Consider the following 26,893-nt stretch of genomic DNA (forward strand, 5'->3'; position numbering starts at 1 on the left):
ACTTTCCTCCTCATGTGAAATGCGCGCATGGACGAATGCAGGCTCTTCCTTCGCACCGCGGGACATTGGAGCAACGATGGTCCATCAAGATTCGACGCCGTTGACGACGACGTCGACGGTCGAGGAGCGCGACCGAACGTTCAGACGCGTGGTCCTCCGGATCGTTCCGTTCGCAACCCTCGTGTACGTCATCGCCTGGATCGACCGGGCGAACGTCGGGTTCGCCAAGCTGACGATGCTCAACGACCTGTCGTGGAGCGATGCCGTCTACGGCGCCGGCGCGGGAATCTTCTTCCTGGGCTACTTCTTCTTCGAGGTGCCCAGCAACCTGCTCCTGCAGAAGATCGGTGCCCCCAAGACGATCAGGCGGATCGCCCTGGGGTGGGGCGTGGCAACCGTGCTCATGGCTTTCATCACCGAGCCGTGGCACTTCTACGTCCTGCGATTCCTGCAGGGCGCGTTCGAGGCCGGTCTGCACCCCGGGCTCATCCTCTACGTGACCTACTGGCTCCCGGCGCACCGGCGGGCAAAGGTCGTCGCCATCTTCATGTCCGCTTCGCCGATCGCGCTGTTGGTCGGCAGCCCGCTGGCCGGCTACATCATGACCTACACCGATGGGCTGCTCGGGACCGCGGACTGGCAGTGGCTGTTCATCATCGAGGGCGTCCCCTCGATCGTCCTCGGCCTGCTCGCCGTGCTCCTCATGACCGACAAGCCGAGCAATGCCAAGTGGCTGAGCCAGGAGCAGCGCGACCACGTGGCCTACGAGCTGGCCGAGGAATCCGCCGGGCTGAGCGGCCGCGAGCACAAGTTCCTCGCCGCTCTGCGCACGCGAACCGTGTGGATCCTCATCTTGACGTTGTTCTGCATCATCACCGGCAACGCCACGTTGTCCTTCTACGGCCCCAGCCTCGTGGAAGCCACCTTCGACGTCGACTTCGCGACCCTCGGGTGGATCATGTCGGGCATCTTCACCTTCGGGTGGCTCGGGATGATCGTCAACGGCTGGTTGTCCGACCGCAGGGCCGAAGCGCGCTGGCACACGGCCTGCGCCGCGGCTTTGGGCGCCCTGGGCCTCATCCTCGCCGCGATCGCGCTGGCGGCCGGAAGCGGGGTGGGCGTGATCGCCTCCCTGGCGCTCTCGGCCGCCGGGACCATGGGCTCGATCCCGGTCTTCTGGGGCCTGCCAGCGCAGTTCATGTCGGGGACCGCGCTGGCCGCGGGCGTGGCGCTCATCAACTCCGTCGCGAACCTGGCGGGATACCTCTCCCCCCAGTTCCTCGGCACCATCAAGACTGCCACCGGCACCTATTCGTCCGGCCTGTACGTCATCGCCGGAGTGGAGTTCATCGCGGTGGTGCTGATCCTCGTCTTCATCAGCAAGGACGCGGCGGCCGGCACCAGCAGGACCGAGCAGGCCGAGCCCCGGGCCGAGCAGGCCGCCGAATAACCCTCCACAGTGGAATCCAGCTTGTCCCTCACATCAACCGATCGAAAGGAAATCATGACCATCGCCGGAGAGACCTTCCAGAACAGGTCGATGGAACTCCCGGACGAACTGATCCACGGCACCAGCGATGTGCACGTGCACAGCGGGCCGTGGCTGAAGTCCTGCCCGGGCCGCTTGGACCCGTTCCAGATCGCCGAGCAGGCCAAGGCCGCCGGGATGAAGTCGCTCGTGTTCTACGACCACACGCTCGGCGTCAGCAACGGTACGTCGATGCTCGTCAGCCGGCAGGTCCCCGGCATCGAGATCTTCGGCGGGATCATCCTGACCACCGCCCTCGGCGGTCTCAACCCGCGCGCGGTGAAGACCGCGCTGCACTATGGCGCCGGCGCCAAGTTCGTCCACTTCGGAGCCCACTGCACCCACTTCATGGCAAGCCATGAAGGCAGCTTCGTCGACGGCAAGCCCGTTCCGTTCAAGGATCAGTACCCGAAGTTCGCCGAGCAGGAACTGGCGAAGTCCATCCGGATCCCGCTGGAAGGCCCGGTCCCGGACGACCTCGCGGAAATCCTCCAGCTCATCGCCGAACGCCCGGACGTCCACCTGAACACCGGTCACGTGTCGGTGCCGGAAGCGTTCCGCCTGGTGGATCTCGCCATCGAGGCCGGGATCGAGAAGATCGTCGTGGCGCACCCCTGCCGCGGGCGCATGACGACCGAGCAGCAGAAGAAACTGGCGAGCAAGGGCGTGCTGCTCGAAGGCGCGGTCTCCGACTGGATGTTCCACCGGGGCCTGCCGCGGACGAACTACTACGTGGAGCGCGAATGGGCCGACGAGATCGCCGGCATCGCCAACTCCCCGGAGTTCAGCGGAATCGTGCCCTGGGCGAAGCAGATCCGGGAAATCGGCATCGAGCACTTCATCATCGGAACCGACTACGGCATCCGCTCCGGGCCGACGCCGGCCGAGGGCATGCGCACGTTGATCAGCTCGCTGCTCGACCTCGAGTTCACCCCCGAGGAGATCCACGCGCTGGTCAAGGGGAACCCGGAGAAGCTGCTCGATCTCGAGCCGTGATCCCGGCGGGAGCGGCGACCCGGCGAGACCCCGCCGGCGCGGTCGAGCCGATCGCCGCTCCCACCCGCCCGCCGTCTCAGACGGCGACCACATCAGCACCGAGACGAGGACGAGTCCGCGACCTGGACGGCTGCACCAGGTCGGCCGTGCGTGACCCCGCCATGCGAGACCGCGTGGCGGGGTCGCGCGCGACATCGGCCGATTGCGCCCGGGGCTCCGGTCGTGTCGAGCGCCGCCTTCGACGATCCTCGGCTGGTAGCGATGCCCACGATGCTCCGCGGACGCCTCCGCCGGAGATGCAGCCACACCTTGAGAGGACGGCCCTGTTGTCGCACACCGACACTCCGACGGTCATCGTGGTGAATCCCAACACGAACCGGGAAACGACCACGATGATGGCTGATCTGGCGCGGCGCCACCTGGCACCGGCCGGCCTCGCGGTCGAGGGCATCACGGTCGCACGAGGTCCTTCGATGATCATCGACCCCGACGCCCTCGCCGAGGCCGCCGAGCACGTCGTGGACGCGGTGCGGCGCCACCTCACCGGGCCGGTCGGCGACCGGGTCGTCGCGGTGATCGTCGGCGCGATCGGCGATCCCGGCCGCGCGGAGCTCGCCGCCTCGTTGGACGTGCCGGTCGTGGGGATCGGGCAGGCCTCGATCCTCGCCGCGGCCGGTCCGGGCCGACGGTTCGGCATGGCCACCAGCACTCCGCTGCTCGTCGACTCCCTCGCCGGATTGGTCGAGGGGCACGGCAAGGCCGAGACGTTCACCGGCGTGCGCCTCACCGGTTCGGCCCCGCTGGTCCTCGCCCGCGACCCCGAACGGCAGTACTCGGAGTTGGCCGCGGCGGCGAGGGTCTGCGCCGAGGAGGACGGCGCGGAGGCGGTCATCATCGCCGGCGGGCCGCTGAGCCAGACCGCTCGCCGGCTTGCCGAACTCGGCTTCGTCGAGATCGTCGAGCCGCTGCCCAGCGCCAGCAGGCTGGTCGTCGACGTACTGGCGAAACGGCCCGGAGCGGCCGGCCGTTCAGCGCAGGCCCAGCCAGGCTGATGCGGCCGCCGCTGAACCTCCCCGGCCGTGGTCCGGGGAGGTTCAGGCGCCGAAGAGGAACTCCAGCGTGCGTTCCCGGGACGCGCGCACGTGGTCGCTGGCCGCCGCGGCGGCCACGCCGGGGTCGCCCGAGGAGATGGCCTCGCACAGCGTCTCGTGCTCGGCGTGAATGAGGTCGAAGTCCTCGATCTTGCGGCGCAGCCAGCCGACCTGACCCATGAGGGGTTCGAGCGTCTTCCGCAGCAGCGCGTTGCCGGAGAGCTCGGTGATCTCGTCGTGCAGCCTGGAATTCGCCGCGTGCGCGGACTGGACATCGCCGGTGGCGATGGCCTCGCGCGCCTCCTGCATCGTCGCGGCGAGGTGGTTCTCGGTTCCCTCCGCGATGTGTTCGGCGGCCTGCTGGGCAGCGAGTATCTCCAGCATCTCGCGAACGTCGAACAGTTCCCTCACCTGGCGCCGGTCGAGCACGCGCACGACGAGCCCGCGAGTGGGCAGGTACTCGACGATCCCCTCGTTCTGCAGGATGCGGAGTGCCTCGCGGACGGGTAGTCGCGAGACCGAGTACTGCTCGGCGAGCTCGCGCTCGACGAGGCGGGTGCCGGGCGGCAGCGTCCCGTCGTAGATCCCGTTCCGGATGCGTTCGCCGACGATGTCGCGCAGCGGCTTCTCATGCCGGTACAACTTGCTGGACGGCGTCGCCACTGATCACCACGTACTTTCGTCGGGCCTGCATCGGATGCCGCCATCTTATCGACCTGCGCGACCTCCGCTGGCCCGACGAGACCACCTGGACGGGAACCCCGCGATGACCACTCCTGCACCGACGGCCCCGCCTCCGCGCTCGCTGATCGCGGGGCTCGCGCCCGGCGGCGCAGGGGTGGCGGCCCGCTGACGTGCTCGATGATCATCGCGGCGAACGGCGCCGCCGCCGTTCAGGTCGGCAAGGTGCCGGGCGTGCTCGCTGCCGTTGAGCGCAGGAGTCTCTCTCCTAGAACTCTCCGGGAATCGCGCCGAGCTGCCGCAGCTGAGTGAGGACGTCGACGACTCCCCGGATCTCGACGATCCGGCCGCCGGCGAAGCGGACGATGAAGATCTCGTTGTACGTGACGGTCTTCCCGGTGGACGGGAGGCCCCGGTACTCGCCCAGGTGGGTCCCGGTCACCGTGTTCCTGAACACGACCTTGTCCCCCTCTGCGACCACTTCCTCGACCGCGACGTGAATGTCGGGGAACGCGCGCAGGAGCACCGCCCACACCTGCTTGAGGGCCTGCGGCCCGCCCACATCCATCGGCACCGGCGTGTGGAACTGCACGTCCGGCACGACGAGCTCGTCGATCGTCTTCGCGATGATCTCCGCATCACGCGTGTTCATGGCGTCGTGGAAGCGGCGGAACGTCGCCTTGTTGTCGGCTTCCTGGTCCGTTGGCATCTGGTTTCTCCTCAGGTCGGACATTCCGCGTTCGGGGTGCGGGCGCCCGCACCCCGAACCGGTTGGCGTCACTTGCTGTAGTTCTTCCCCGGGGGCCTACCGGGGATCGGCTTGCCGATGAGGGCGACCGGGACGAACAAGCAGAAGTGCCCGATCGCCATGGTGAGCGTCCAGAGCGCTTGGTCGTCGTAGTGGGCCGCGGCCTTGGCGAACAATTCGTCGGAGACGCGCTCCCCGAACGGGTTCGGGGTGAGGACGGCCTCCACGAGTTCCAGTACGACTCGTTCGGCGTCGGTGAAGTAGGGCGCGTCCTGCCAGGTGGCGACGGCGGTGATGCGCTCCTCGGACTCCCCTGCCTTGCGGAGGTTTTCGGTTGCTCGAATGGTGTGGTAGGTGCTGCCGACGATCTGCCCGGCTCGGAGCTGCATCAGGCCGATGGTGCCCTGCGGGACCGGGCCGTTCCGGGTGGCGTTGAGGACGGCCGCGGAGAGCTTCGCCAGCTCGGGGAACTGGTCGGTGAGGTCGGGCAGGCGCGACTTGATGTCATCGCGCTGGGTCGTCGTGGGTGTGGACATGGCCAGGTGTTCCTCTCTCGATCCCAGTGGCGCGCTGGACCGCGTCACACCACTTCGACAACGCCGGACTCCGGAATGTGAGGCGAGGTGGCGATGTCACAGTTCGGCGCGCTGTCTTGTCCTACTGGTGAGGACAGCTGCGACCGAGGGAGCCGGCGACACATGACCACGCGATCCGAACCCGCGCACGACCGATCCGACCCGAACCTGGGCGCGATCATGAGCGAGCGGCGTCAGCTGATCAATCTCGCCTACCGGCTCCTCGGCTCCCTGGCCGATGCCGAGGATGCCGTCCAGGAGACCTACGCGCGCTGGTACACCCTGTCCCGGGCGGAGCAGGACGCCATCGCATCGCCCGGCGCCTGGCTGACGAAGGTGGCCAGCCGCATCTGCCTCAACCTGCTCGGCTCGGCACGCGCCCGGCGGGAGCGCTACGTGGGCGAATGGCTCCCCGAGCCGCTACCCGAACCCGCGGAGTGGACCGGCGTCGTCGTCGACCCGGCCGACCGGGTCACCCTCGACGAGTCGATCAGCATGGCCTTCCTCGTCGTGCTCGAGTCGATGACCCCGGCCGAACGCGTCGTGTTCATCCTCCACGACGTCTTCCGCTACGCCTTTCCCGAAGTGGCCGACATCGTCGGCCGAACACCGGCGGCCTGCCGCCAACTGGCCACCTCGGCCCGCCGCCGCATCCGCACCGCGCAGGCACCCGCGACCCCAGCGGCCCGGCGAGCCGACATCGTCCGGGACTTCAAGCAGGCCTGGGAAGCCAAGGACATCGACGCCCTCATCGGTCTCCTCGACCCCCGCGTCACGGTGATCGGTGACAGCGGCGGGCTCGCCAGCACCAGCCGCCATCCGGTCGAAGGCGCGGAGCAGGTCGCGCGTGGCCTGGTGGGTCTTGCGACCCGCGTACGCGATGTGGAGTTCCTGGAACGCACGGTCAACGGCCAGCCCGGTCTGGTCGCGCAACAACACGGCGCCATCGTGACCGTGTACGCGTTCGGCATCGCAGAAGGGAAGATCAAGAACATCTGGGCCGTGCGAAACCCCGAGAAGCTGCGGCCGTGGAAGTCGTCTCGTTGAAGGGGCGCGTTCTCCTTGCCCGGTCACTTGAAGCGTGGGTGCACGCGAGGGCCGTTCCTGCTGATTTCGCGGGCAGCCTTTCGATTCTTCGTTGCCTGCTGTCAACTGCGCCGATCATGCTGCAAGATTGACGCACGGGGAATTGCGGCCAAAGGGGCGGTCGGCGAACTCCTCCCGTTACCTTTGATCACGAAGAATGAGGCAGAGCTTGGGAGACGTTCCGCCGAGCCGGCACGACCGCGCCCCGCGCGGCAATCGCCGGCTCGCCGCGTTGGCCGGGTTGACGCTCTTGCTCGGAGTGCTCGCCGTGCTCGCGCCGGTGAAGGCGGATGCGCCGCTGGTCACCTGGCCACGAGCCGGTGACGCGACGCCGTCGACGGTGTTGCCGCTGTCGCCGTACCGGCCGCTGGACTTCACCGCCACGATCCCGTGCGAAGCGCTGCGCACCAGCACCGCAGCCGCGTTGCGCACGCACGCCCCGGGCAACCCCGGCCTGGAAGTGGCTGCGCGGGCAGGGCAAGCACGGTTCCTGGTCGACGGCAGCGAGATCCTCGCCGACCCGCTGCGCGCGACGTGCGAATACCAGGTGATCGCCGACGCCACCGGAATCCGCGTCTCCCGTGACGGCGCGCTCCTGGTGAACCGGCCGGACCTGCTGCCGCCGCAGGTCTCCGAGCTGTCCACCACGGGCTCGGTCGACGGCCTCGAAGTCGCGCTGCACGCCGACGCGCGCTACGAATCCTCGCCCAGTGCCTTGAAAATCGCGCTCCTGCTGGCGCACGCGGCGTGCCTGATCGCGCTGCTGGTGCTCGCATGGCGGCGGTGGCGGGGCAGGCAGTCGATGAGCGGCCTGACGATCCCCCGCCTCGCCGCCGCCGACGCGGTGATGGTGCTGGTCGCTGCGGCGTGGGTGCTGCTCGGGCCGGTCAACATGGACGACGGCTGGTACCTGATGATGGCCCGCAACGCGGGCGGATCCGGCTACGTCGGCAACTTCGTCTACATGTTCAACGCGACGGAGAACCCGTTCGTGCTGAGCCAGTACCTGCTGCAGTGGTGGGGCGAGCTCGGCGGCTGGTCGCTCTGGTGGATGCGCCTGGTCCCGATGTTCTGCGGGCTCGCGACCTGGGTGCTGCTGCGCATCGTCTTCGCCACGCTGCTCGGGCGTGCGGCCAACCTCCGCGCGGTGCCCTGGGCGCTGCTGGTCGCGCACCTGGTCTGGTTCTTGTCCTACGGCATGTCGCTGCGCCCGGAACCGGTGATCGTGGTCTGCGCGGCGGCGGCGCTGCTCTTCGCGGAGGCCGCCGCCCTGCGGCATTCGATCGGCGCGTTAGCGGTGGCGACGATGTTCGCGGCGCTGGCGATGACCGCCTCGCCGTCCGGGCTGGTCGCCGCCGCTCCCCTGGTGCTGAGCGTGCCGTGGCTGCTGCGCTGGCTGCGCCGGCAGCCCTGGTCGGGGCGCGTCGCCGCGGTGTTGCTGGCGGCTGCTTCGGCGACCGTTGTCGTGCCAGTGGGTTTCGCCGACGCGAGCTTGGGCGATGTCCTCGAAGCGACCGACATCCACCGCTGGTACTACCTGTCCTTCCCCTGGTACGAGGAGTTCGAGCACTACAACACGCTGCTGAACACGGCAGGTTGGGCGCGGCGGCTACCGGTGCTGCTGACGTTGGCGATCGTCGGCGTGGTCGCGTTGGCCAGCGGACGCGGCGGCATGGGCCGGGATCCGATCCGCCGCCTGCTGATCACCAGCGCGGTCACCACCGCGATCGCGCTGGTGCTGATCGCGTTCAGCCCGACCAAGTGGGTGAGCCACTTCCACGCGGTGGCCGCCGCGCCGACGGTGCTGCTGGCGGCGGCGCTGCTGCGCTCGCCGTTGCCGCGCCGAGCCGGGCCGGTGGTCGCGGGCGCGAGCCTGGTGCTGATCATCGGTGCGGTTTCGTTGAGCTTCGCCGGGGACAACTGGTGGGTCCCGTTCTCCGACGCCGGGCAGCGCTTCGGCGAACACCTCAACCGGGATTCGCAGACCAACAACCTCGAACCGCACTTCGGCCCGCTCTACCTGCGCAATCCGCTGTTGTGGATCGGCATCGCGGTGGTGGCGTACTCGTGGGCGAAGTGGCGTCGCCGGCGTGGCGAGCCGGTGCGGGTGGGCCCGGACCGCGCGGTGCTGGGCGTTGCGTCGATCGGCTCGGTGCTGCTGCTGGTCGCGTTGTTCTGCTACGCGCCGATCGGGCAGTCACCGGGGTGGACGATCGCGCGCTCCGGCGCGCAAACCTTGTTCGGCGACGGCTGCGGCCTGGCCGGCGATGTTCGGGTTCAGCTGCCGTCCGGACGGCTCGGCGCACCGAGCACGCCGGAACTCGCCGGTGATTTCCAGGTCGGCGACGTGCTGCCGACCGGCCCGTGGCCGGAGCCGGTGACGGTCTGGAACACCGATCGTCCGGACGGGACGACGCCGGGCGTCGGTCGACTGGTCACCGGCTGGTACCCGCTGTCCGGCCCGGGCACGCACGTGACGGTGCCGGTGGCGGGGCTGCTCGCGGGCCAGATCCTGGAAGTCGAGTTCGCGCGTCCTGGCGGTGTCGTCGCGCAGCAGCTGCACCCGGAGTTGCGCCGACCCGCGTTGCGGGAATGGCAGCAGCTCGCGGTCCCGATCCCGGCGGGCGCGCAGTCGGTGCGGGTCGTCGCGACCGACCAGGTGACCGGGGCGCGGTCGTGGTTGGCCGTCGCGGAACCGAAGACGACCGAATCCCGCCCGATCACCGAACTCACCCGCGGCCGGCCGGTGCTGGCGAACCACATCAATGCGCCGTTGTGGCCCTGCGTCGACCAGGTCGGCATCCGCGACGGCGTCACGGACACGCCGACGGTGCGGCTGACCGCCGACGAAGGGCTGCCGCCGGAGTGGCTGGACAACATCAGTTACCTGGAGTGGGGCGGCGCCTGGACGCAGACGACCCGGGAGTGGACGCAGACCCGGTTGGCCGCGGAACTGCCCGGCGGACCGCCCCGACTGCCGTGGGGGAACGTGTTCGTGGTCCGCTACCAGCTCCCGGTGGGCCGCTACGACCTGCGCGTTTCGCAGGAGACGCGGTGGGGCTGGACGCGCCTGCCGACGCTCGCCGACAACGACTACCCGGACATCTCGCGCAACGCAGGCGTTCAGGCGCCCGACGACGACCCCGTCCGGTAAGGCCGGGGCGGAACACAGACGTCTGGATGGTGTTCGCCTGCCGTTGCGCCATTTCCGTGCGGTACACCAGCCGGATCGGCTTCACCACGCCGACTACCCCACCGCCGACGCGGAACACGCGTCGTGGGCTCCTGCACCGGATGTACGCCGCGCAATCCTCCCGAAGTGCCGAAAATCGAGCCGGCGCCCATAGGGACGATCGCGCAAGAGCAACAACGGCACTGGTGTATCTGGCGACGACGGACCACGCCGGATGAGGGAGATCCGCTCAGGGTCGGTTGATCCGCTTCACGTCGTTCAACGAGAGACAGCATGCCCGAACCGCATTCGGAGATCGCGCTACCGAAGGTCCGGTGGTTCAGCGGCCGATGCCAGTCGGTCGTGCAGCTCCGAGTTCACCTCCAGCAGGAGTTGGATCGCCGGACGTTGCGCCATTTCCGTGCGGTACACCAGCCGGATCGGCATCACCACGCCGAGGTCCGGCAGCGGAAGCCGGCGCACGCGGCCCTCCGCCAACGCCCTGGCCGCGGCGTACCACGGGACCACCGCCACGTACCCGGCGCTCGCGGCCAGGTCGACCGCGACGTCCGGGGTGCCGACCAAGCGGATCGGGTGGTCCGGCCCGCGCTGCGGGCCCGCGAACATCGCGACGATCTCCTTGGCTTGCTCGCTCCAGTTGTGCACGATCACCGGCGTGGTCGCGAAGTCGTCCGGTTGCGGCGCGGCCAGCTCGACGACCGGGTTGTCGGGTGCGGCCACCGCGATCACCGGTGAGTCGGCGACCGCCACCGAATCGAGCCCCGCCGGCAGTACCCGCCGCAACACGTATGCCGCGTGCGTGCTGCCGTCCAGCAGTGCGGCGACAGCTTCGTCGCTGTGCTCGATCTGGCACACGACGTCCACGACGTGTCCGGGCATCGCGGCGAGCACGGTGGGAAACACCGCCATGCCGATGCTCGCCGGCGCGGCCACAACCAGCCGTTCGACGCCCTCGGCGCGCACCGCAGCCTCGGTCTCGGCGAGCAGCGCCAGGCAACGGCGCGCGTAGTCGCCCAGCCGCTCGCCAGCCCGCGTCGGCACGGTGCCGCGCGGACCTCGGTCGAACAACCGGGTGCCGAGCTTGCGCTCCAGGGCCGCCATCCGCGCGCTCACCGACGGCTGTGCGAGTTGCAATTCCACGGCCGCGCGGCCAAAGCTTCCCGCTCTGGCGACCGCCAGGAACACCCTGAGGTCCAGGATGTCGATGCTGGTTCCGGACATAGCCGGATGCTATGTCCTGTCCCAGGCAAACGACTACTACTGCAAATGAATGGCAAGAGTCAGGGTGTCTCTCATGCCCGCCCGGGCCGGTCACAACGGGGTGACCGCAGCGGGCGGGCAAGGAAAGGAGGGCATCGTGACCGGAACGCTTCCGCGCCCGGACCGGGCCGGCGTATCCCCGGACGACGACCGCCGCCTGCACCGCAGCCTGGGCACGGCGTCGCTGTCCGCGATCACGTTATCCAGCGTGATCGGATCGGGATGGTTGTTCGCCGCCTACAACGCCGCCAAGGTGGCCGGCCCGGCCGCGCTGTTGTCGTGGCTGATCACCGGCGTCGCCACGCTGCTGGTCTCATTGGTGTTCATCGACCTGGCCTTCCGCCGGCCGCTTTCCGGCGGCAACGTGCGCTGGCCGCAACTCGCCTCGGGCCCGTTGGTCGGCGCGGTCATCGGCTGGGCGGTCTTCCTGCAGGCGGTCTACGCCGGGCCGAGCGAGTCGACCGCGCTGGCCCAGTACGCCGCCAAGTGGATACCGGGCCTGGTCGAGAACGAGACGCTGACCTTGTTCGGGCGGCTGTTCGCAGTCGCGGTGCTCGGCCTGTTCTTCTTCGTCAACATGTTCGGCGTCCGGTTCATCGCGAAGGTCAACAACGTGGTGACCGTGGTCAAGGTCGCGGTGCCGCTGCTCACCGTGGTCCTGTTGCTGGCCAGCGGATTCGACACGACGAACTACGACGTGGGCGGCGGATTCGCGCCCTACGGCGTGTCCGCAGCGCTGACCGCCGTCGTCGGCAGCGGCCTCGTCTACTCGTTCACCGGGATCAATGCGGCCGCGGTGTTGTCCGGTGAGGCTTCCGACGCCCGCAAGACCGTGCCACGGGCCACCTTCATCGCGTTGGCCCTCGCTTTCGCCATCTACTTCGGACTCCAGCTGGCCATGCTGTTCACCATGCCGACCGATCAGCTGTCCGGCGGCTGGCACGGGATCAACTTCAAGTCGCCGCTGGCCGAGCTGGCCAGCCTGATCGGCCTGGTGTGGCTGTCCTGGCTGCTGCTCGCCGATGCGGTGTTCTCACCGGCCGGCTCGATGCTGGTCTCGGCGGGCGTCAAGGGCCGCTACACCTACGGCGCGGCACAGAACGGGATCCTGCCGCGGTTCTTCGCCGGTGTGCACGAACGCAGCGGCATCCCGCGACGGGCGCTGCTGCTCAACCTCAGCCTCGGCGCGGTGATCATCCTGCTGTTCGGCGACTGGAAGTCCATCGCCAGCTCGCTGAGCTTCTACTACGGCCTGAGCTACGCCGCGGTGTCGATCGCGGTGTGCGTGTGGCACGCGGCCGAACCGTCGTCGGGCTGGCTGGGCCGGTGGAGCCTGGCGGTGGGCGCGACGTCGTTCGTCCTCTCCGGACTGATCCTCTACTGGTCCGGCTGGGAGAAGGTCCGGGTCGCGATGCCGTTGCTGCTGCTCGGGTTCCTCATCTACCTGTGGCGCGTCCAGCGCGGCGGGGCGCCCGGGTTCAACGGGGTGTGGCTGGTGGTCCTGCTGGTGGCCCTGACCGGCGTTTCCGCCGTGGGCAGCTTCGGCGGCACCGGCACGCTGGCCACCCCGCTGGACAGCGTGCTCGTGGCGATCATCTGCGGCGTCGGGGTCTGGTTCGGTCGGCGATCCGGACTGGCTTGGCGGAACACCCAACAACACGAGGAGGCTTGATGACCTCGCTGGACGCGCAGCCGGTGTGGCGCGTGAACGGCATGGGCAAGCGGTGGTCCACGCATGGACCGGGCGTGCTGGACCTCAGCGTCGCGGAGATGGACGTCTCGGCGTGCCCGCCGGTGTTCGACGCGGTGCGAAGAGCGGTTTCGGCGGAGGCGTTCGGGTATCCGATGCCGGATGCGCGCAGCGGGGTGCCCGAAGCGACATCCCGCTGGCTGTCCGGCTTCGGACTCGCCGTTCCGGTCGACGCGGTGCGGATCGTGCCCGATGCGCTGCGCGGCATCGCCGCGGCGATCCGGAACCTGACCAGGCCGGGCTCGGCGGTGATCGTGCCGACCCCGACGTACCAGCGGTTCATCGAGGTGGTTCCGCTGACGGGGCGCGAAACCATCGAGGTCCCGCTGGTCGGTGGCCGCGTCCTGGACCTCGATGCCATCGAGCGCGCGTTGGCCGCCGGTGCGGGCAGCGTGCTGTTGTGCCACCCGGTCAACCCGGCCGCCGTCGTGTTCGGCGCGGACCAGCTGACGGCCCTGGCCGAACTGGTGGATCGGTGGGGCGGCCGAGTGATCAGCGACGAGGTGCACGCACCGATCCGCTACGGCCACCCGTTCACGCCCTACGCGGCGTTGAACGACACGACCCGGGCGCATGCGGTGACCGTGACGAGTGCGACCAAGGCGTGGAACTTCCCGGGGCTGCGCACCGCGGTGATGGCGCTGACCAATCCCGCGGACGTCGAGGTGTGGGATGGGCTGCGGCATCTGGAAACCAGCGGAGCGAGTCCACTGGGGATGATCGCGACCACCGCGGCCTTCGATCATGGGCAACCGTGGCTGGATGCGGTGCTCGCCGATCTGGACGACCACCGGCACCAGGTGGTCGAAACCCTGGCCGACAACGGGCTCGGCGAGATCGCGCAACTGCCCGACGCGACCTACCTGGCGTGGCTGGACCTGCGCGCGTGGGACGAAAGCAGGCCGGCGGAGCTACTGCGCGAGACAGCGGGCGTGGCGCTCGGCGAGGGCGCGCTGTACGGCGCGGCCGGAGCGGGCTTCGCGCGGCTGAACTTCGCGACGGCGCCGGACGTGCTCGCGGAAGCCCTCGCCCGGATCGTTCGCGTCCTGACGAAGTCCAGATCCACCGGCGGTCCTGGCTAGCGGCCGGGAGCAAGAGCCCGAGATGCCCTCCCGATCTGGGAAGATGGCTCTGTCCGTCCGAGCAGGGAGGGCATCTCGGCGAATGCGGTCTTCTCGCAGTGCCGCGCCGGTGGATGCAGTGGTCGATGAGCCGAACCTCAGAGACCGTTCAGCGCCCTGAGCCAGGTGCTCCGCTGCTCGCGGCATCCACCAACCCGCCGGTCGAGGCGGCGGCGAGGGCTTGGTCGAGGTCGGCGCGCAGGTCTTCGACGTCCTCCAGGCCGATGGACAGCCGCAGGATGTCCGCGCCCGGCCGGGCCTCTTCCGGAACCGGGCGGTGCGTCAGCGCCGCCGGATGCTCGATGAGCGAATCCACTCCGCCCAGCGAGACGGCGTGGGTGAACAGCCGTACGCGATCGGTGACCCGCATCGCGTGCTCGTGACCGCCTGCGAGCCGGATGGAGATCATGGCGCCCGACCCGCTCATCTGGCGTCCGAGGAGGCCTGCGCCGTTGCCGTCCAGCCCCGGGTAGAACACCTGCCGGACTCCGGGCCGGAAGCGCAGCCAATCGGCCAGTTCCGCAGCCGTTTCCTGCTGCCTTCGGACGCGGACCGGCAGCGTGGCGAGACCTCGGTGCAACAGGTACCCGGCCATCGGGTGCAGCAGTGCGCCGGTCACCGCACGGACCCGCCGCAACGCCGCCGACCATCCCGCATCGGCCGCGATCACGCCCCCGACCACATCGCCATGACCGCCGAGGTACTTCGTGGCGCTGTGCAGCACCAGGTCCGCACCGTGCAGGGCGGGCTGCTGGAGCACCGGTGTGGCGAAGGTGTTGTCCACCAACACCGGGCACCCTGCCGCCGCGGTCGCCACGGCACCGATGTCGGTGAGCTCCAGGGTGGGATTGGCGGGTGTCTCGACCACCACCAGGCAGGTGTGCCCGGTCACCGCGTCGGCGACCTGGTGCGGTTCGCAGTAGGTGACCTCGACGTCGAGCAGCCCCGATGCGAGGAGGTGATCGGTTCCCCCGTACAGCGGCCGCACGGCCACGACGTGGCGGCCGCCGAGTTCGGCCTTGGCGGCCAGTACCACTGCCGTCATGGCGGCCATTCCGGAGGAGAACGCCACGGCATCTTCAGTTCTCTCCAGCTGCGCCAACGCCGACTCGAACCGGGCGACCGTCGGGTTCCACAACCGCGCGTACACGGCGCCGCCTTCGGCGAGCGGCCGGCCACCGCCGGCCATGGACTCGTAGGAGGCGCCACCGGCCTCGGAGTCGGGCAGCGGGTTGGTCGATGAGAGGTCGATCGGCGGGGCGTGCACGCCGAGTCGGATCAGGTCTTCCCGGCCTGCGTGGACGGCGATCGAGTCGAAGGAGCGAGCACTCTGGGTCATGCGCCGTAGGATGCAAGAAAACATCGGCGTGAAGCGGAATGGACGAAGGAACCTCGGTCTACGGCGAGATCACCGAAGATCCTGACGGAAGGTGGCGTGGTGAGGGTGGCCAGATCGAAGAATTCGCCGGAGCAGGCCGGGCTGGACGCCACCGATCTGGAGATCCTGGCGGAGCTCGCGGCCGACGGCCGCATCACCAACGCCGCGCTCGCTGCGCGGGTCGGCATCGCGGAATCGACCTGCATCCACCGAGTGCGCGCGCTGCGGGAGGCCGGCGTCATCGCGGGGTTCCACGCACAGCTCGACCTCGCCGCGCTCGGCCTGCCGATCCAAGCGCTCATCAAGGTGCGGCTGGGCAGCCACAATCGCGACGAGGTGCTCAGATTCCACGCCAAGCTCGCGAAGATCCCCGGCATGCTGACCGCGTTCCACGTCGCCGGTGAGGACGACTACCTCCTGCACGTCGCCGTCGCGTCCCCGGAAGTGCTGCGCGACCTGGTCTTGGAACACATCAACGTCCACCGGGCCGTCCGGCAGACCGAGACCCAACTGGTTTTCAACGTTCTTCCCGGCACCGGCCCACTGGCCGCCCGGCCTTGAGCACAGCGTTCCCGGGCCGGATGGCACCGCGTGGCGCCTGCGAGCCCGCGGAACTGCGCGCCGTAGCAGCCTCACCGGACCAGGAACCCAGCAACCCGAGGCAGGCGCACCCTGGCCAAACGTGAGAACCATTCATATAATCCTTGGTCCGGTGGTGATTCGACAGGAGGCAGCATGTTGCGGTTGCCCAGGTTGTTGCTCGTCCTCGCGCTCGCATCGACCATGGTGGGCGCCGCGGCCCCGGCACAGGCCGCGCCCGCCGATCCCCCGCTGCGCATCGACGGTCGCTGGTTCGTCGACGAGCAAGACCGCGTGGTGCTGCTGCACGGCGTGAACAACGTCGACAAGGACGCTCCGTACATCGAGCCCGGCGACGGCTTCACGTTGACCGCGGACGACGCGCGGTTGCTGGCCCGGCACGGGTTCAACACCGTTCGGCTCGGGGTGTCCTTCGACGGACTCATGCCTTCCCGGGGCGACGTCGACGAGGCCTACCTCGACCGCCTCGCCGGGGTCATCGACGTGCTGGGGGCGTCCGGGATCCACGTGCTGCTGGACAACCACCAGGACGGACTGAGCAAGAGCTGGGACGGCAACGGTTTTCCGGAGTGGGCCATCGAGGCACGACCGCAGTCGTGGGAGTCGAACCCGGGATTCCCCCTCTACTACCTGATGCCGAGCATGAACGCGGGCTGGGACGAGGTCTGGCACAACTCCAACGGCGTGGTCGACCACCTCGGTGACGCGCTGGCCGCGCTGGCCGCCCGGGTCGCCGACAAGCCGAACGTGCTCGGCATCGAGCTGCTGAACGAACCGTGGCCCGGAACGGCCTTCCCGACCTGCTTCCCGTTCGGCTGCCCGTTGTTCGACCGCCGGTACCAAGCCGTGCACGAGGATCTGACCGAGCGGATCCGCGAGGTCTCCCCCACCCTGCCGGTGTTCTGGGAACCCAACGTCACCTGGAACCAGACCATGCCGACCCACCTCGCCGAACCGCCGCTGACTCCACCGATCGGCGACCCGAACGTCGCGTTCTCCTTCCACGACTACTGCATTATCAGCCAGTCGGCGATCTACCTGGGAATGCCCAAGGAACTGATCGGCATGTGCCCGCTGCAGCACGACATCACCTGGGGCAACGCCGACAAGTTCACCGAACGCACCGGAACACCGGCGCTGCTCACGGAGTTCGGCGACAACGACCCCTCGGTGCTCGGCAACTCGCTGTCGCGCGCCGACGAGCGCTTCATCGGATGGCAGTACTGGCACTACGCGAGCGTCAGCGGCCCGGAACCCGAAGAGGACCCGTTCCTCGGCGAGGCCGGACGCCAACTCGTGCGCACCTATCCGCAGGCCACCGCGGGCACACCGGTCTCGATGAACTTCGACCCGGACAACGGCGCTTTCCGCTACACCTACCGCCCCAACAGCACGGCGCAGACCGAAATCTACGTGTCCGACCTGCACTACCCGGACGGCTACACCGTCTCGGCGGCCGGTGGCGAGGTCACCTCCCCACCCGGAGCACCGATCGTGACCGTGCGGGCGACCGGCGGCGAACCGGTCACGGTGAACATCCAGTAGCGATCCGGTGCCGGCCTGCTCCGCAGTGCGAGAACGCATGGCCGCCGCCGCGCTCGCACATAGAGTGCGGCCGCGAGGGAGTCCAAGTCCGTCTTCACACACCGACGTTGGACTCCCTCCTTCTATGCGCGCAGGCATCTCCTAAGATCGGTCGGCTTATGCGGTGGCATGCCTGAGCGGCAGCGTCTTCCTCCAGCAGCGGGGACCGCGCAGTCGATACATCGGGGGAGACAGGCCGTGGACGCGGTACGCAGTGTTGTCACACGGGATCACCTGGAAGGCGTCGCGCGTGCGGCTCTGGGCACCGAACACCGCCTCGTCGGCGTCTCGCGGCTCCGAGGTGGAAGCAAGAAGGGCGTATATCGCCTCACCATCGACGATGGCTCCACCGCGATCGTCTACATCTGGGACGACTCCGAGAACTACTGGCCCACCACACAGACCGACGACGCCGACAACCACACGGACCCCCTCTCGCCTGCCTCCGGCATCGAGCTCTTCGAAGCCGCCCACCGGCATCTGAACACCCTTGGAATCCGCACGCCCCGGATCCATCTGGCCGACCGTGGCGGGAGCCACTGCCCGGCAGACGTCGCGGTGGTCGAGGACGTGCCCGGCGACAACTTGGAAGCACTGCTCCACCAGAACCCGCGCAGCGTGGAAGCGACCATGGCGCGACTCGCCGAGGCGCTCGGTGCGATGCAGAGGCAACAGGGGCCACGCTTCGGGAAAGTCGCCCTGATCGACAGGGGTGGCGGCTCCGAGGGCAGCTCATGTGAGCAGCTCGTCCTGAGCCGCGCCCTCGATGATCTCACCGAAGCCGCCTCTCGCGACACGCGGATCACACGTTCCCACGACCAGCTGGAGACTGTAGTTCGCAAACTGGCTGCGGCTGTGCGCCCACGATCGCAGTACGGGCTCATCCACGGTGAGCTCGGGCCGGACCACGTGCTGGTGGACCGGCATGGGCAGCCGGTCCTCATCGACATCGAGGGATTGATGTTCTTCGATGTCGAGTGGGAGCACGCGTTCTTGCGACTGCGCTTCGGCGAGCACTACCGGTGGCTGGACCGCCGTGGCCTCGACGAGCAGCGTCTGACGTTCTACACGCTGGCGATGCACCTGTCTCTCGTCGCCGGACCACTGCGGCTCCTCGACGGCGACTTCCCCGACCGCGACTCCATGAGGGGAATCGCCGAGCACAACCTCCGAGAGGCGCTCGCCTTCCTGCTCATGGACGACCGCTGAACCCCTTGGAATAGATCATCTAGCGCCCGTGCACGGCTTTCGGCTCGCACATCGACAGCTTCACCAACGCCGAGGGCCCGTGGTTCTGGACGAGTTCCACCACCGCCTGGTCACGTGTCCTTCAGGATCAGCAGCTCGCCTTTGCCGATCGGGGCCAGGGAGCTGAGGCAACCGTCCGAGGCTGCGACCAGCCGGTTGAAGTCTTCCATCTGGTGCGCGTGGGAGATCGCGTTGTCGACGACGAGCAGGCAGCCGTCCGCGAGGATCCGCTGCAACGAAGGCCACCAGTCGGCGTACTGGCCACGATCGCTGTCCAAGAAGATGAAGTCGTACTCGCCGGCGGTGCGTGATGCGATGAATCGGCCGGCGTCGTCCGCGATCTGCTGAATGCGGGGGCGGAGCCCGGCGCGCTGGAAGTTCTGCTCGGCCATCGCGATCTTGTGCGGCGCTCGCTCAATCGTCGTGACCGAGCCGTCCTCACCCACCGCGTCGGCGAGCCACAGCGTCGAGTAGCCGTTCGACGTCCCGATCTCCAGCACGTTCTCGCACTTGCCGACCTTGACGAGCAACGCGAGGAACTTGCCGGTGTCGTGGGTGATGTTCAGCATCTTCCGGCTTCGGTCACCGGTCGCCGCATCGTTGGTCTCGCCGAATTCTTCCAACTCCCGCAGCAGCCCGGTCAGCTTCTCTTCCACGTTGCTTCCTCGTCTCGTTTCACTGAGCTTTTCCAACCTCTGTGCGGAATGCCCGTGTCTCTGGGTCGTGAGTGGTCATGGCTGCTATGACGACCATAGGCACTCACGACCCCTGTGCATTCGGGACCTGACCTGACACCGCAGATCAGGATGAAAAAGGCTCACTACGACATGAACCCGTCGTACTCGCCAGGACATTTCGCCACAGCACTCCCAACATCCGGAGTGCATTGTGATTCACATTACACGGCCGGCACATGCCCGCGGTGCTTTCACGGCAATTCATCGACATCGCCGACGACCACCCGGCGAAATGCCGTTGGGCGCAAGGGAACCGCTGTGACCGGTGCGGCGAACGTGGTGGCATCTCCCGGAGGTGGAAGAATGCCGGTCATGGCAGTTGCAGGTGACGAGCCCGAATCGGCCCGAGTCGTCCGACACATCCGCGACGAGATCCTCGACGGCATCCGGAAGCCGGGGAGCAAGCTCGTCGAGCGCGACCTGGCCAACGAGCTGGGCGTGAGCCGGGTGCCGGTGCGCGACGCGTTGAAGACGCTCGTGGCCGAGGGCCTCGTGACGCCCCGGCCTCGGACCTGGGCGGTCGTGCGGGAGTTCACGCCCACCGACATCGCCGACATCAACGAGGTTCGTTCCGCGTTGGAGGTGCTCACGTTCAAGCTCGCCGCGCAGCGCCACACCCGCGAGGGCCTGGCCCGGCTCCGCGCCGCGCTGGATGCCGAGTTCGAGGCGGCACGCGTCGACAACGCCATCGCCGCGCGCCGGTCGGCGGCGGACTTCCACGAGATCGTCACCGAGCTGGCGGGAAACCACCTGCTGAACGAGCTCGGGCAGACGATGCGCAGCCGGATCCGGTGGTTGCTGGTCCAGCACGACGATCTGATGCGCGTGGCCGAGGAGCACCGGACGCTGTACGACGCGATCGCTCAGCGGAACGTGGCGCTGGTCGGCGAACTCGTGCTCGACCACATGGAGACCGGGCGGTACCTGCACGGCACCCACGACGCGGCGGCCCGGCCGGAATAGAACTGACCCGACCGGGGGCCCGGACTCCTCCTTCGCGGACGGGCCCCCGCTTCGTCGTTCCTAGGCGTAGACGATGCCTTCGGCCACGTCGCCGCGGATCTCGGTGCCGACCTTGCGGGCCAGCAGATCGTCGAGCCGGTCGAGCGGGCCGATCAGCGCGCGCCCACCGGCCCGCGCCACGCGGATCGCGGCGTCGACCTTCGGCTTCATCGAGCCCTCGGCGAACGCGAGGGCCGAGATCGCGTCGGCCGAGGCGGTGAGGATGTTGCGCTGCTCGGGCGTTCCCCAGTTCTCGCTGACGAAGTCGCCGTCGGTGAGCATGATCAGCGTGTCGGCTTCGAGCTCGGCGGCCAGCGCGGCGCTCGCGAGATCCTTGTCGACCACCGCCTGCATGCCCGTCTGGCGCCCCTTCTGGTCGGCCTTGACTGGCACCCCGCCGCCACCGACGCACACCACGAGCCGATCGTTCTCCAGGAGCAGCCGGACCATCGGCGCCTGCACGACGCGAACCGGGTCGGGCGACGGGACGACTCGCCGGAAGGCCGCGCCGTCGCGGGCGATCGTCCAGCGGTACTCGGCCGCGGCTTCCGCCGCGTCCTGCGCGGAGTAGGTCGGGCCGATCAGCTTCGTCGGCCGGTCGAAGGCCGGGTCGTCCTCGTCCACGACCGTCGTCGTGAGCACGGCCGCGACCTCGCGTTCGCCGGCGAGGGCGTTGGTGAGCTCCTGCTGGATGACGTACCCGATCATGCCCTGGGTTTCGGCGCCGAGGATGTCCAGCGGATAGGCGGCGACGTCCTGGTAGGCGAGGTTCTGCAGCGCCAGGAGCCCGACCTGCGGGCCGTTCCCGTGGGTGATGACGACCTCGTTCTCGCGCGCCAACCCGGCCAGCGCCTGGCAGGTCGACTTCACATTCGCCCGCAGCCGGTCGGCCGTCATCGGCTCCCCGCGCCGGGCCAGGGCGTTGCCGCCCAACGCCACAACAACTCGCATGCCTACGTCTCCTCCAGTGCTTTGAGCTGCGACTCACGCGAACCTGCTGCCGCGGATATTGATAATGGTATACCATTTGCGGAAGGCTGTGCGGCCCGGCGACTCCGAAAAGCAAGCAGGGGTGATCCCGATACTCATGCTCCGTACCACTGCGGGCGCGCTCTCGATCGACGCGGAGGCCTCCGACCACCTCGCCGCGAACCCCGGGCCCGGTCGCGTGCATTCGGTCTTCAATCGCGTGGTAAACGTGCTATCCGACAGCAACAAACTCGTTGCGCTGTGCGCCGGTAAACTGGACGACGCGCCATGGAGCGTGCGCGTCGATATTCCACATTGGACGAAATGGCGGCTCACCGCGGGCGATGACGTCCGGCTCTCCTCGGCGGCGATCGTGTTCGCGGGCCGTGCGCCTGGGGTCGTCCGGCTCACCGAAGCGGCCAAATGGTATACAAATTATGTTCCGGTCGATATCGGGCATGACGAACTGGGACGCCGCGCGAAGGCACTCGCCGCGCTGCTCTACGTCCACGGCGTCCGGGGCGAGGCGCTCACGGCTTTCGACGCCGAGATCCGGAACTGCCTGGCGCAGGCGTGCACCGCGCTGGTCGCCGCCATTCGTCGCGGGGATGCCGCGGGCGTGGCCGGCGCCGCGACGAGCCTGCTCGGCCTCGGACCCGGGTTGACCCCGGCCGGCGACGACTTCCTCACCGGCATGGCCCTGCTGGCGGCGCAGCCGCGCAGCCGCCTGTCCTGGATCGCTCCCGTCATCGGACGGGTCCTCGACGACGGCCCGGAGCGGACCACCCTGCTGAGCCGCACCACGCTGCGCGAGGCACTTCGCGGGCGCGCGCGGCAATGCCTGCTCGACCTCCTGCCCGTCCTGCTCGCCCCCGACCCCGACGGGCGCCTGGAGGAGCGACTTCGGATCCATGCCGGACCGGTGCTGGGCATCGGCCACACATCCGGAACCGACATCTTGTCCGGCCTGCTGACCGGACTCCGCCTGGAAGAAGAACTGAGAGGTTTCATGTGACTGTCACAGCAGTGATCAAGGAGAACACCTACTTCGACTCGGTGTCGCTGATGTCGATCTCGACGAAGGCGAACAAGATCGACGGGGTGGAGCAGGCCTTCGTGGCGATGGCGACCGAGATGAACAAGGGGGTGCTGAAGAACCTCGACCTGCTCACCCCGGAGCTGGCGGCCGCGGGCAACGGCGACCTCATGATCGTCGCCGTGACCGCCGACGGGGTGGCCACCGACGACGTGATCGCCCAGATCGAGGACCTGCTCACCCGCAAGGCGCCGGCCGGCGGCGAGGCGGCGATCACCTATCGCACGATCGCCTCGGCGGCGGCCGGGGAGCCGGGCTCGAACCTCGCGATCCTCGCGGTGAACGGCGCGTACGCGGCGCGTGAGGCGCGCAAGGCGCTGGAGAACGACCTGCACGTGATGATGTTCAGCGACAACGTCACCGTCGAGGACGAGATCGAGCTGAAGACCCTGGCCCACCGGAAGGGCCTGCTGATGATGGGCCCCGACTGCGGCACGGCCATCATCAACAACGTCGGGCTCTGCTTCGCCAACGCGGTCCGCCCCGGCACGATCGGCATCGTCGCCGCCTCCGGCACGGGTTCGCAGGAGGTGAGCGTGCGCATCCACGCGCTCGGCGGCGGGATCTCGCAGCTCATCGGCACCGGCGGGCGCGACCTGTCCGCCGAGGTCGGCGGCATCATGATGATCGACGGCATCCGCGCCCTCGCCCAGGACCCGCGGACCGAGGCCATCGTGCTGGTGTCCAAGCCCCCGGCGCCCGAGGTGGAGAAGAAGGTCCTCGCGGAGATCGCGACGGCCGGCAAGCCCGTCGTCGTGTACTTCATCGGCGGTTCCGAGCAGGCCGTGACCGCCGCCGGGGGCCACTTCGCGTCGAGCAGCCAGGACGCGGCGCTGCAGGCGGTCCGCCTCTCGGCCGTCCCGGACGCGGTGGTGCCGGAGCTCGACACCGCCCGCGTGGCCGAGGTCCGCGGCGAGCTCGGCGCGGATCAGCGCTTCGTGCGCGGCCTGTTCTGCGGCGGCACGCTGTGCGACGAGTCGATGTACGCGCTGCTCGACGACGGCGAAGAGGTCTTCAGCAACATCCAGAAGAACGCGGACTTCGTCCTGCGCGCCGCGGACGCCAGCACCGGCCACACGTTCCTGGACTTCGGCGACGACGAGTTCACCAACGGCCGCCCGCACCCGATGATCGACCCGTCGCTGCGGTTGGAGCGCCTGGTCCGGGAGGCCGCGGACCCGACCGTCGCCGTGATCGTCATGGACTTCGTGCTCGGCTTCGGCGCGCACGAGGATCCGATCGGCGTCACCCTGCCGGCCATCGCCGAGGCCAAGCGGATCGCCGCCGACGCCGGCCGCCACCTGGAGATCGTCGGGTACGTGCTCGGCACCGACATCGACACGCCGTCGCTGGCCGCGCAGGTGGCCGCCCTCGAAGCCGCCGGGGTCACCGTCACCCGCAGCAGCACCGAAACCGGGCAGTTCGCCCGCGCCATCATCCGGAAGGACGCCAACGCATGAGCACGCCCACCACGCAGCTGTTCGGCAGCGAGCTGAACGTCATCAACGTCGGCCTGGCGATGTTCGCCGACGACATCGCGGCGCAGGGCGGCGCCGTCACGACGCTCGACTGGACTCCGCCCGGCAACGGGAAGCCCGAGGTGATCGCCGCCCTCGACCTGCTGGAGCGCCCCGAGATCGCCGCGAAGATCGAGCAGGCGAACGCCGAGGCGGCCGACCGGGTCATGAACGCCAAGCCGATGCTCGTCGGCTTCGGCCGGGCCATCGACGTCGTTCCCGGGATGACGCCGACCACCATCATCCACGCCGGCCCGCCGATCGAGTTCGAGCGGATGTCCGGCCCGATGAAGGGCGCCGTGATGGGCGCGCTCGTGTTCGAGGGACTCGCCGCGGACCTGGCGGAGGCGGAGCAGGTCGCCGCATCCGGGCGGATCGACTTCTCGCCGTGCCACGAGCACGACTGCGTCGGCTCGATGGCGGGCGTCACCTCCGCGTCGATGTACATGCACATCGTGCACAACGAGACGCACGGCAACTACTCCTACACCAACCTGTCGGAGCAGATGGCCAAGATCCTCCGGATGGGCGCCAACGACGAGAGCGTCGTCGAGCGCCTGATCTGGATGCGCGACGTGCTCGGCCCGATGCTCGAGGAAGCGATGGAGATCGGCGGGCCGGTCGACCTGCGCCTGCTGCTGGCGCAGGCGCTGCACATGGGCGACGAGGCGCACAACCGCAACAACGCCGGAACCCTGCTGCTGTTCCAGGCGCTGGCGCCGTCGCTGCTGCGCACGAGCTTCACCACGGAGCAGAAGAAGGAGGTCTTCGACTTCATCGCGAGCTCCGACTACTTCTCCGGCCCGACCTGGCTGGCGATGGCGAAGGCCGCGATGGACGCCGCGCACGGCATCGAAGGCTCCACAGTGGTCACCACGATGGCGCGCAACGGGGTCGAGTTCGGGCTGCGGGTGAGCGGCCTGCCCGGCAACCACTGGCTCACCGGCCCGGCCCAGAAGGTCGTCGGCCCGATGTTCGCCGGGTACAAGCCCGAGGACGCCGGTCTCGACATCGGCGACTCCGCCATCAGCGAGACCTGCGGCTTCGGCGGCTTCGCGATGGCGGCCGCCCCGGCGATCGTCGCCCTGGTCGGCGGCACCGTCGAGGAGGCCGTCGCCTACACCCGGGACATGGGCCAGATCACCACGGCCGAGAACCCGAACCTGACGATCCCGTCGCTCGGCTTCCAGGGGCTGCCCACCGCGATCGACGTCCGCAAGGTGCTCGACACCGGGATCCTGCCGGTCATCAACACCGCCATCGCGCACAAGGAAGCCGGCATCGGCATGATCGGCGCCGGCATCACCAACCCGCCGGCCGAGGTCTTCGAGAAGGCGATCATCGCGCTCGCCGAGAAGTTCGCCCAGCAGTTCCCCCGCACAGAAAACTGATACCGCGGACATGACACAACCATCAGGAACAGCGCAAGATGCCCACGCCGGGATCGAACTCGAGTCGGAGTTCGAGCACAGCCCGGTTCCACCGTCCCACCGGAAGTCGCTCCTGACGGTTTCGGCCGTCTGGTTCGGATTCCCCATGATCCTGACCAACGCCGTGCCCGGTGGCCTCGTGGTCGCCCTGCTCGGCTTCTGGCAAGGACTGGCCGCGATCCTGGTGGCCAACGTCATCATGTTCGCCTACGTCAGCCTGCTCAGCTACCGGGCCGGGCAAACCGGCAAGAGCTTCTCGCTCCAGGCGACCGAGACGTTCGGAACCGCCGGGTACGCGATCGCCTCCGGCTTCCTGTCCACAGTGGTCGTCGGATGGTTCGCCTTCAACACGGGCGCGACCGGGGCGAGCCTCAACGAGGCGTTCGGCTGGACGAGACCTTCGTGGCGGGCGCGGCCGGCGTCGTCTTCATCGCCGTGACCTACCTCGGCATCAAGGCGCTCTCCTGGCTCGGGGCGATCGCGGCGCCGCTGTTCATCATCGCGGCCGGGACCGCCATGGCCGTCGCGGCGAACAACGGCGACTTCGGGCGGATCACCGAATTCCACGGGGCCGGCGGCGGCGCCATGACGTTCGGGGTGGCGGTCACCACGATCATGGCGACCTTCGCCGACTCCGGCACCATGACGGCCGACTTCACCCGGTGGTCGAAGAACGGCCGCCAAGCCGTGTGGGCCACGGCCACGGCGTTCCCCGTGGCGAGCCTCGTCGCACAGCTCAGCGGCGGCGTCCTCGTCGCCGCCGGCGCGATCGCCTCGGCCGAAACGGCGGGTGGTGACTTCACGCCGATCCTCACCGGCGTGGGAAGCCCGATCCTGAACGTGCTCGTCGTCGTGTTCGTGGTGATCAACCTGGGTTCGGTCTGCACCCACTGCCTCTACAACGGGGCGCTGGGCTGGTCGCACCTGGTCCGCTCCAAGATGCGGCTGCTCACCCTGGTCCTCGGCGTGATCGGCGTGATCGTGGCGCTGCTCGGCGCCTGGGACTACTTCGTGAACTGGCTGTCGATCCTCGGCGTCCTGGTGCCGCCGCTGGGAGCGGTGCTCATCGCGGACCAGATCATCCTCCGCGGCCGCCTGGCCGGCCGGGCCGAGACCAGGTTCCGCCAGACGGCGTTCATCGCGTGGGCGGCAGGTGCGGCGGTAGCCCTGCTCGTGCACGTGGTCGCGCCGTCGTTCTCGGACGCGGTGGTCGGCCTGCTGGTGGGCCTCGTGGTCTACCTGGCGGTAGAACTACCGCGGAAGCAAGTTCCGCAGGCGTGAGGAGAGGGCCCCGACGGGGCCC

The 26,893-nt window shown here is 68.9% G+C and carries 23 protein-coding genes; 16 read left to right on the forward strand and 7 right to left on the reverse strand.

The window, feature by feature from the left end; genetic code table 11:
• Positions 1 to 76: 76 nt before the first annotated feature.
• The 3 genes from AB0H93_RS13790 to AB0H93_RS13800 all read left to right on the forward strand — a co-directional run bounded on the left by AB0H93_RS13790 (position 77) and on the right by AB0H93_RS13800 (position 3,576).
• On the forward strand, positions 77 to 1,450 hold the full coding sequence (locus AB0H93_RS13790) for an MFS transporter (protein ID WP_358572070.1): 1,374 nt from the start codon (positions 77 to 79) through the stop codon (positions 1,448 to 1,450).
• Positions 1,451 to 1,504: 54 nt separating this feature from the next.
• Positions 1,505 to 2,524 (forward strand): DUF6282 family protein, encoded by a 1,020-nt coding sequence (locus AB0H93_RS13795; protein WP_358572072.1) that lies wholly within the window; start codon positions 1,505 to 1,507, stop codon positions 2,522 to 2,524.
• Between the two features lie 326 nt (positions 2,525 to 2,850).
• Positions 2,851 to 3,576: an aspartate/glutamate racemase family protein gene (locus tag AB0H93_RS13800; RefSeq protein ID WP_358572074.1), complete on the forward strand. Its 726-nt coding sequence runs from the start codon at positions 2,851 to 2,853 to the stop codon at positions 3,574 to 3,576.
• 42 nt (positions 3,577 to 3,618) lie between these two features.
• On the opposite strand, the gene AB0H93_RS13805 is transcribed toward AB0H93_RS13800, so the two are convergent.
• The 3 genes from AB0H93_RS13805 to AB0H93_RS13815 form a co-directional block, all read right to left on the reverse strand.
• Complete coding sequence (locus tag AB0H93_RS13805) at positions 3,619 to 4,278, reverse strand: GntR family transcriptional regulator (RefSeq protein WP_358572076.1); 660 nt, start codon at positions 4,276 to 4,278, stop codon at positions 3,619 to 3,621.
• 286 nt (positions 4,279 to 4,564) lie between these two features.
• The gene (locus AB0H93_RS13810; protein ID WP_358572078.1) at positions 4,565 to 5,005 is read right to left on the reverse strand and encodes an ester cyclase; all 441 of its coding nucleotides are present in this window, start codon (positions 5,003 to 5,005) and stop codon (positions 4,565 to 4,567) included.
• Between the two features lie 68 nt (positions 5,006 to 5,073).
• On the reverse strand, positions 5,074 to 5,580 hold the full coding sequence (locus AB0H93_RS13815; protein WP_358572079.1) for a carboxymuconolactone decarboxylase family protein: 507 nt from the start codon (positions 5,578 to 5,580) through the stop codon (positions 5,074 to 5,076).
• 162 nt (positions 5,581 to 5,742) lie between these two features.
• On the opposite strand from AB0H93_RS13815, the gene sigJ reads away from it, so the two are divergent.
• Complete coding sequence (gene sigJ, locus AB0H93_RS13820; protein WP_358572081.1) at positions 5,743 to 6,666, forward strand: RNA polymerase sigma factor SigJ; 924 nt, start codon at positions 5,743 to 5,745, stop codon at positions 6,664 to 6,666.
• Positions 6,667 to 6,862: 196 nt separating this feature from the next.
• Complete coding sequence (locus AB0H93_RS13825; RefSeq protein ID WP_358572083.1) at positions 6,863 to 9,859, forward strand: arabinosyltransferase domain-containing protein; 2,997 nt, start codon at positions 6,863 to 6,865, stop codon at positions 9,857 to 9,859.
• A 339-nt stretch (positions 9,860 to 10,198) separates the two neighbouring features.
• Here AB0H93_RS13825 and AB0H93_RS13830 read toward each other — a convergent pair whose 3' ends face one another.
• Positions 10,199 to 11,119, reverse strand: coding sequence for a LysR family transcriptional regulator (locus tag AB0H93_RS13830; RefSeq protein ID WP_358572084.1), 921 nt, complete (start codon positions 11,117 to 11,119; stop codon positions 10,199 to 10,201).
• Positions 11,120 to 11,255: 136 nt separating this feature from the next.
• Between AB0H93_RS13830 and AB0H93_RS13835 the strand changes: the two genes are divergently transcribed.
• A complete protein-coding gene (locus AB0H93_RS13835) occupies positions 11,256 to 12,830 on the forward strand; it encodes an APC family permease (protein ID WP_358572086.1) in 1,575 nt (524 codons plus the stop codon).
• A complete protein-coding gene (locus AB0H93_RS13840) occupies positions 12,830 to 13,990 on the forward strand; it encodes an aminotransferase class I/II-fold pyridoxal phosphate-dependent enzyme (protein WP_358572088.1) in 1,161 nt (386 codons plus the stop codon). The genes AB0H93_RS13835 and AB0H93_RS13840 overlap by 1 nt, the downstream gene beginning before the upstream one ends.
• 148 nt (positions 13,991 to 14,138) lie before the next feature.
• On the opposite strand, the gene AB0H93_RS13845 is transcribed toward AB0H93_RS13840, so the two are convergent.
• A complete protein-coding gene (locus AB0H93_RS13845) occupies positions 14,139 to 15,368 on the reverse strand; it encodes a PLP-dependent aspartate aminotransferase family protein (protein WP_358572090.1) in 1,230 nt (409 codons plus the stop codon).
• A gap of 105 nt (positions 15,369 to 15,473) precedes the next feature.
• Here AB0H93_RS13845 and AB0H93_RS13850 point away from each other — a divergent pair, with 105 nt between their 5' ends.
• The 3 genes from AB0H93_RS13850 (at position 15,474) to AB0H93_RS13860 (ending at position 18,800) form a co-directional block, all read left to right on the forward strand.
• The gene (locus AB0H93_RS13850) at positions 15,474 to 15,968 is read left to right on the forward strand and encodes an Lrp/AsnC family transcriptional regulator (RefSeq protein ID WP_358572092.1); all 495 of its coding nucleotides are present in this window, start codon (positions 15,474 to 15,476) and stop codon (positions 15,966 to 15,968) included.
• A gap of 174 nt (positions 15,969 to 16,142) precedes the next feature.
• Positions 16,143 to 17,552 carry a cellulase family glycosylhydrolase gene (locus AB0H93_RS13855; RefSeq protein WP_358572094.1) on the forward strand — a complete coding sequence of 470 codons (1,410 nt, stop codon included), beginning with the start codon at positions 16,143 to 16,145 and terminating at the stop codon, positions 17,550 to 17,552.
• A gap of 237 nt (positions 17,553 to 17,789) precedes the next feature.
• Positions 17,790 to 18,800, forward strand: coding sequence for a phosphotransferase (locus tag AB0H93_RS13860; RefSeq protein WP_358572096.1), 1,011 nt, complete (start codon positions 17,790 to 17,792; stop codon positions 18,798 to 18,800).
• Positions 18,801 to 18,910: 110 nt separating this feature from the next.
• On the opposite strand, the gene AB0H93_RS13865 is transcribed toward AB0H93_RS13860, so the two are convergent.
• A complete protein-coding gene (locus AB0H93_RS13865) occupies positions 18,911 to 19,495 on the reverse strand; it encodes an O-methyltransferase (protein WP_358572097.1) in 585 nt (194 codons plus the stop codon).
• Between the two features lie 393 nt (positions 19,496 to 19,888).
• Here AB0H93_RS13865 and AB0H93_RS13870 point away from each other — a divergent pair, with 393 nt between their 5' ends.
• The gene (locus tag AB0H93_RS13870) at positions 19,889 to 20,539 is read left to right on the forward strand and encodes a GntR family transcriptional regulator (protein WP_132490931.1); all 651 of its coding nucleotides are present in this window, start codon (positions 19,889 to 19,891) and stop codon (positions 20,537 to 20,539) included.
• Positions 20,540 to 20,599: 60 nt separating this feature from the next.
• Here AB0H93_RS13870 and AB0H93_RS13875 read toward each other — a convergent pair whose 3' ends face one another.
• Positions 20,600 to 21,529, reverse strand: coding sequence for a carbamate kinase (locus tag AB0H93_RS13875; RefSeq protein WP_358572100.1), 930 nt, complete (start codon positions 21,527 to 21,529; stop codon positions 20,600 to 20,602).
• 121 nt (positions 21,530 to 21,650) lie between these two features.
• On the opposite strand from AB0H93_RS13875, the gene AB0H93_RS13880 reads away from it, so the two are divergent.
• Genes AB0H93_RS13880 through AB0H93_RS13900 form a run of 5 tightly spaced genes read left to right on the forward strand, consistent with a single transcriptional unit; the run spans position 21,651 to position 26,871 of the window.
• Positions 21,651 to 22,562 carry a DUF2877 domain-containing protein gene (locus AB0H93_RS13880; RefSeq protein ID WP_358572102.1) on the forward strand — a complete coding sequence of 304 codons (912 nt, stop codon included), beginning with the start codon at positions 21,651 to 21,653 and terminating at the stop codon, positions 22,560 to 22,562.
• A complete protein-coding gene (gene fdrA / locus AB0H93_RS13885; protein WP_358572104.1) occupies positions 22,559 to 24,103 on the forward strand; it encodes an acyl-CoA synthetase FdrA in 1,545 nt (514 codons plus the stop codon). The genes AB0H93_RS13880 and fdrA overlap by 4 nt, the downstream gene beginning before the upstream one ends.
• Positions 24,100 to 25,551, forward strand: a complete 1,452-nt coding sequence (locus tag AB0H93_RS13890; RefSeq protein WP_358572106.1) for a DUF1116 domain-containing protein — start codon at positions 24,100 to 24,102, stop codon at positions 25,549 to 25,551. The genes fdrA and AB0H93_RS13890 overlap by 4 nt, the downstream gene beginning before the upstream one ends.
• A gap of 10 nt (positions 25,552 to 25,561) precedes the next feature.
• Complete coding sequence (locus AB0H93_RS13895) at positions 25,562 to 26,029, forward strand: cytosine permease (protein ID WP_358572108.1); 468 nt, start codon at positions 25,562 to 25,564, stop codon at positions 26,027 to 26,029.
• Entirely contained in the window at positions 25,993 to 26,871 is an 879-nt protein-coding gene (locus AB0H93_RS13900) for a cytosine permease (RefSeq protein WP_358572110.1), read from the forward strand. The genes AB0H93_RS13895 and AB0H93_RS13900 overlap by 37 nt, the downstream gene beginning before the upstream one ends.
• Positions 26,872 to 26,893 lie beyond the last annotated feature (22 nt).

The sequence above is a fragment of the Saccharopolyspora sp. NPDC050642 genome (assembly GCF_040654735.1).
In the GTDB taxonomy this organism is placed as follows: Bacteria; Actinomycetota; Actinomycetes; order Mycobacteriales; family Pseudonocardiaceae; genus Saccharopolyspora; species Saccharopolyspora elongata.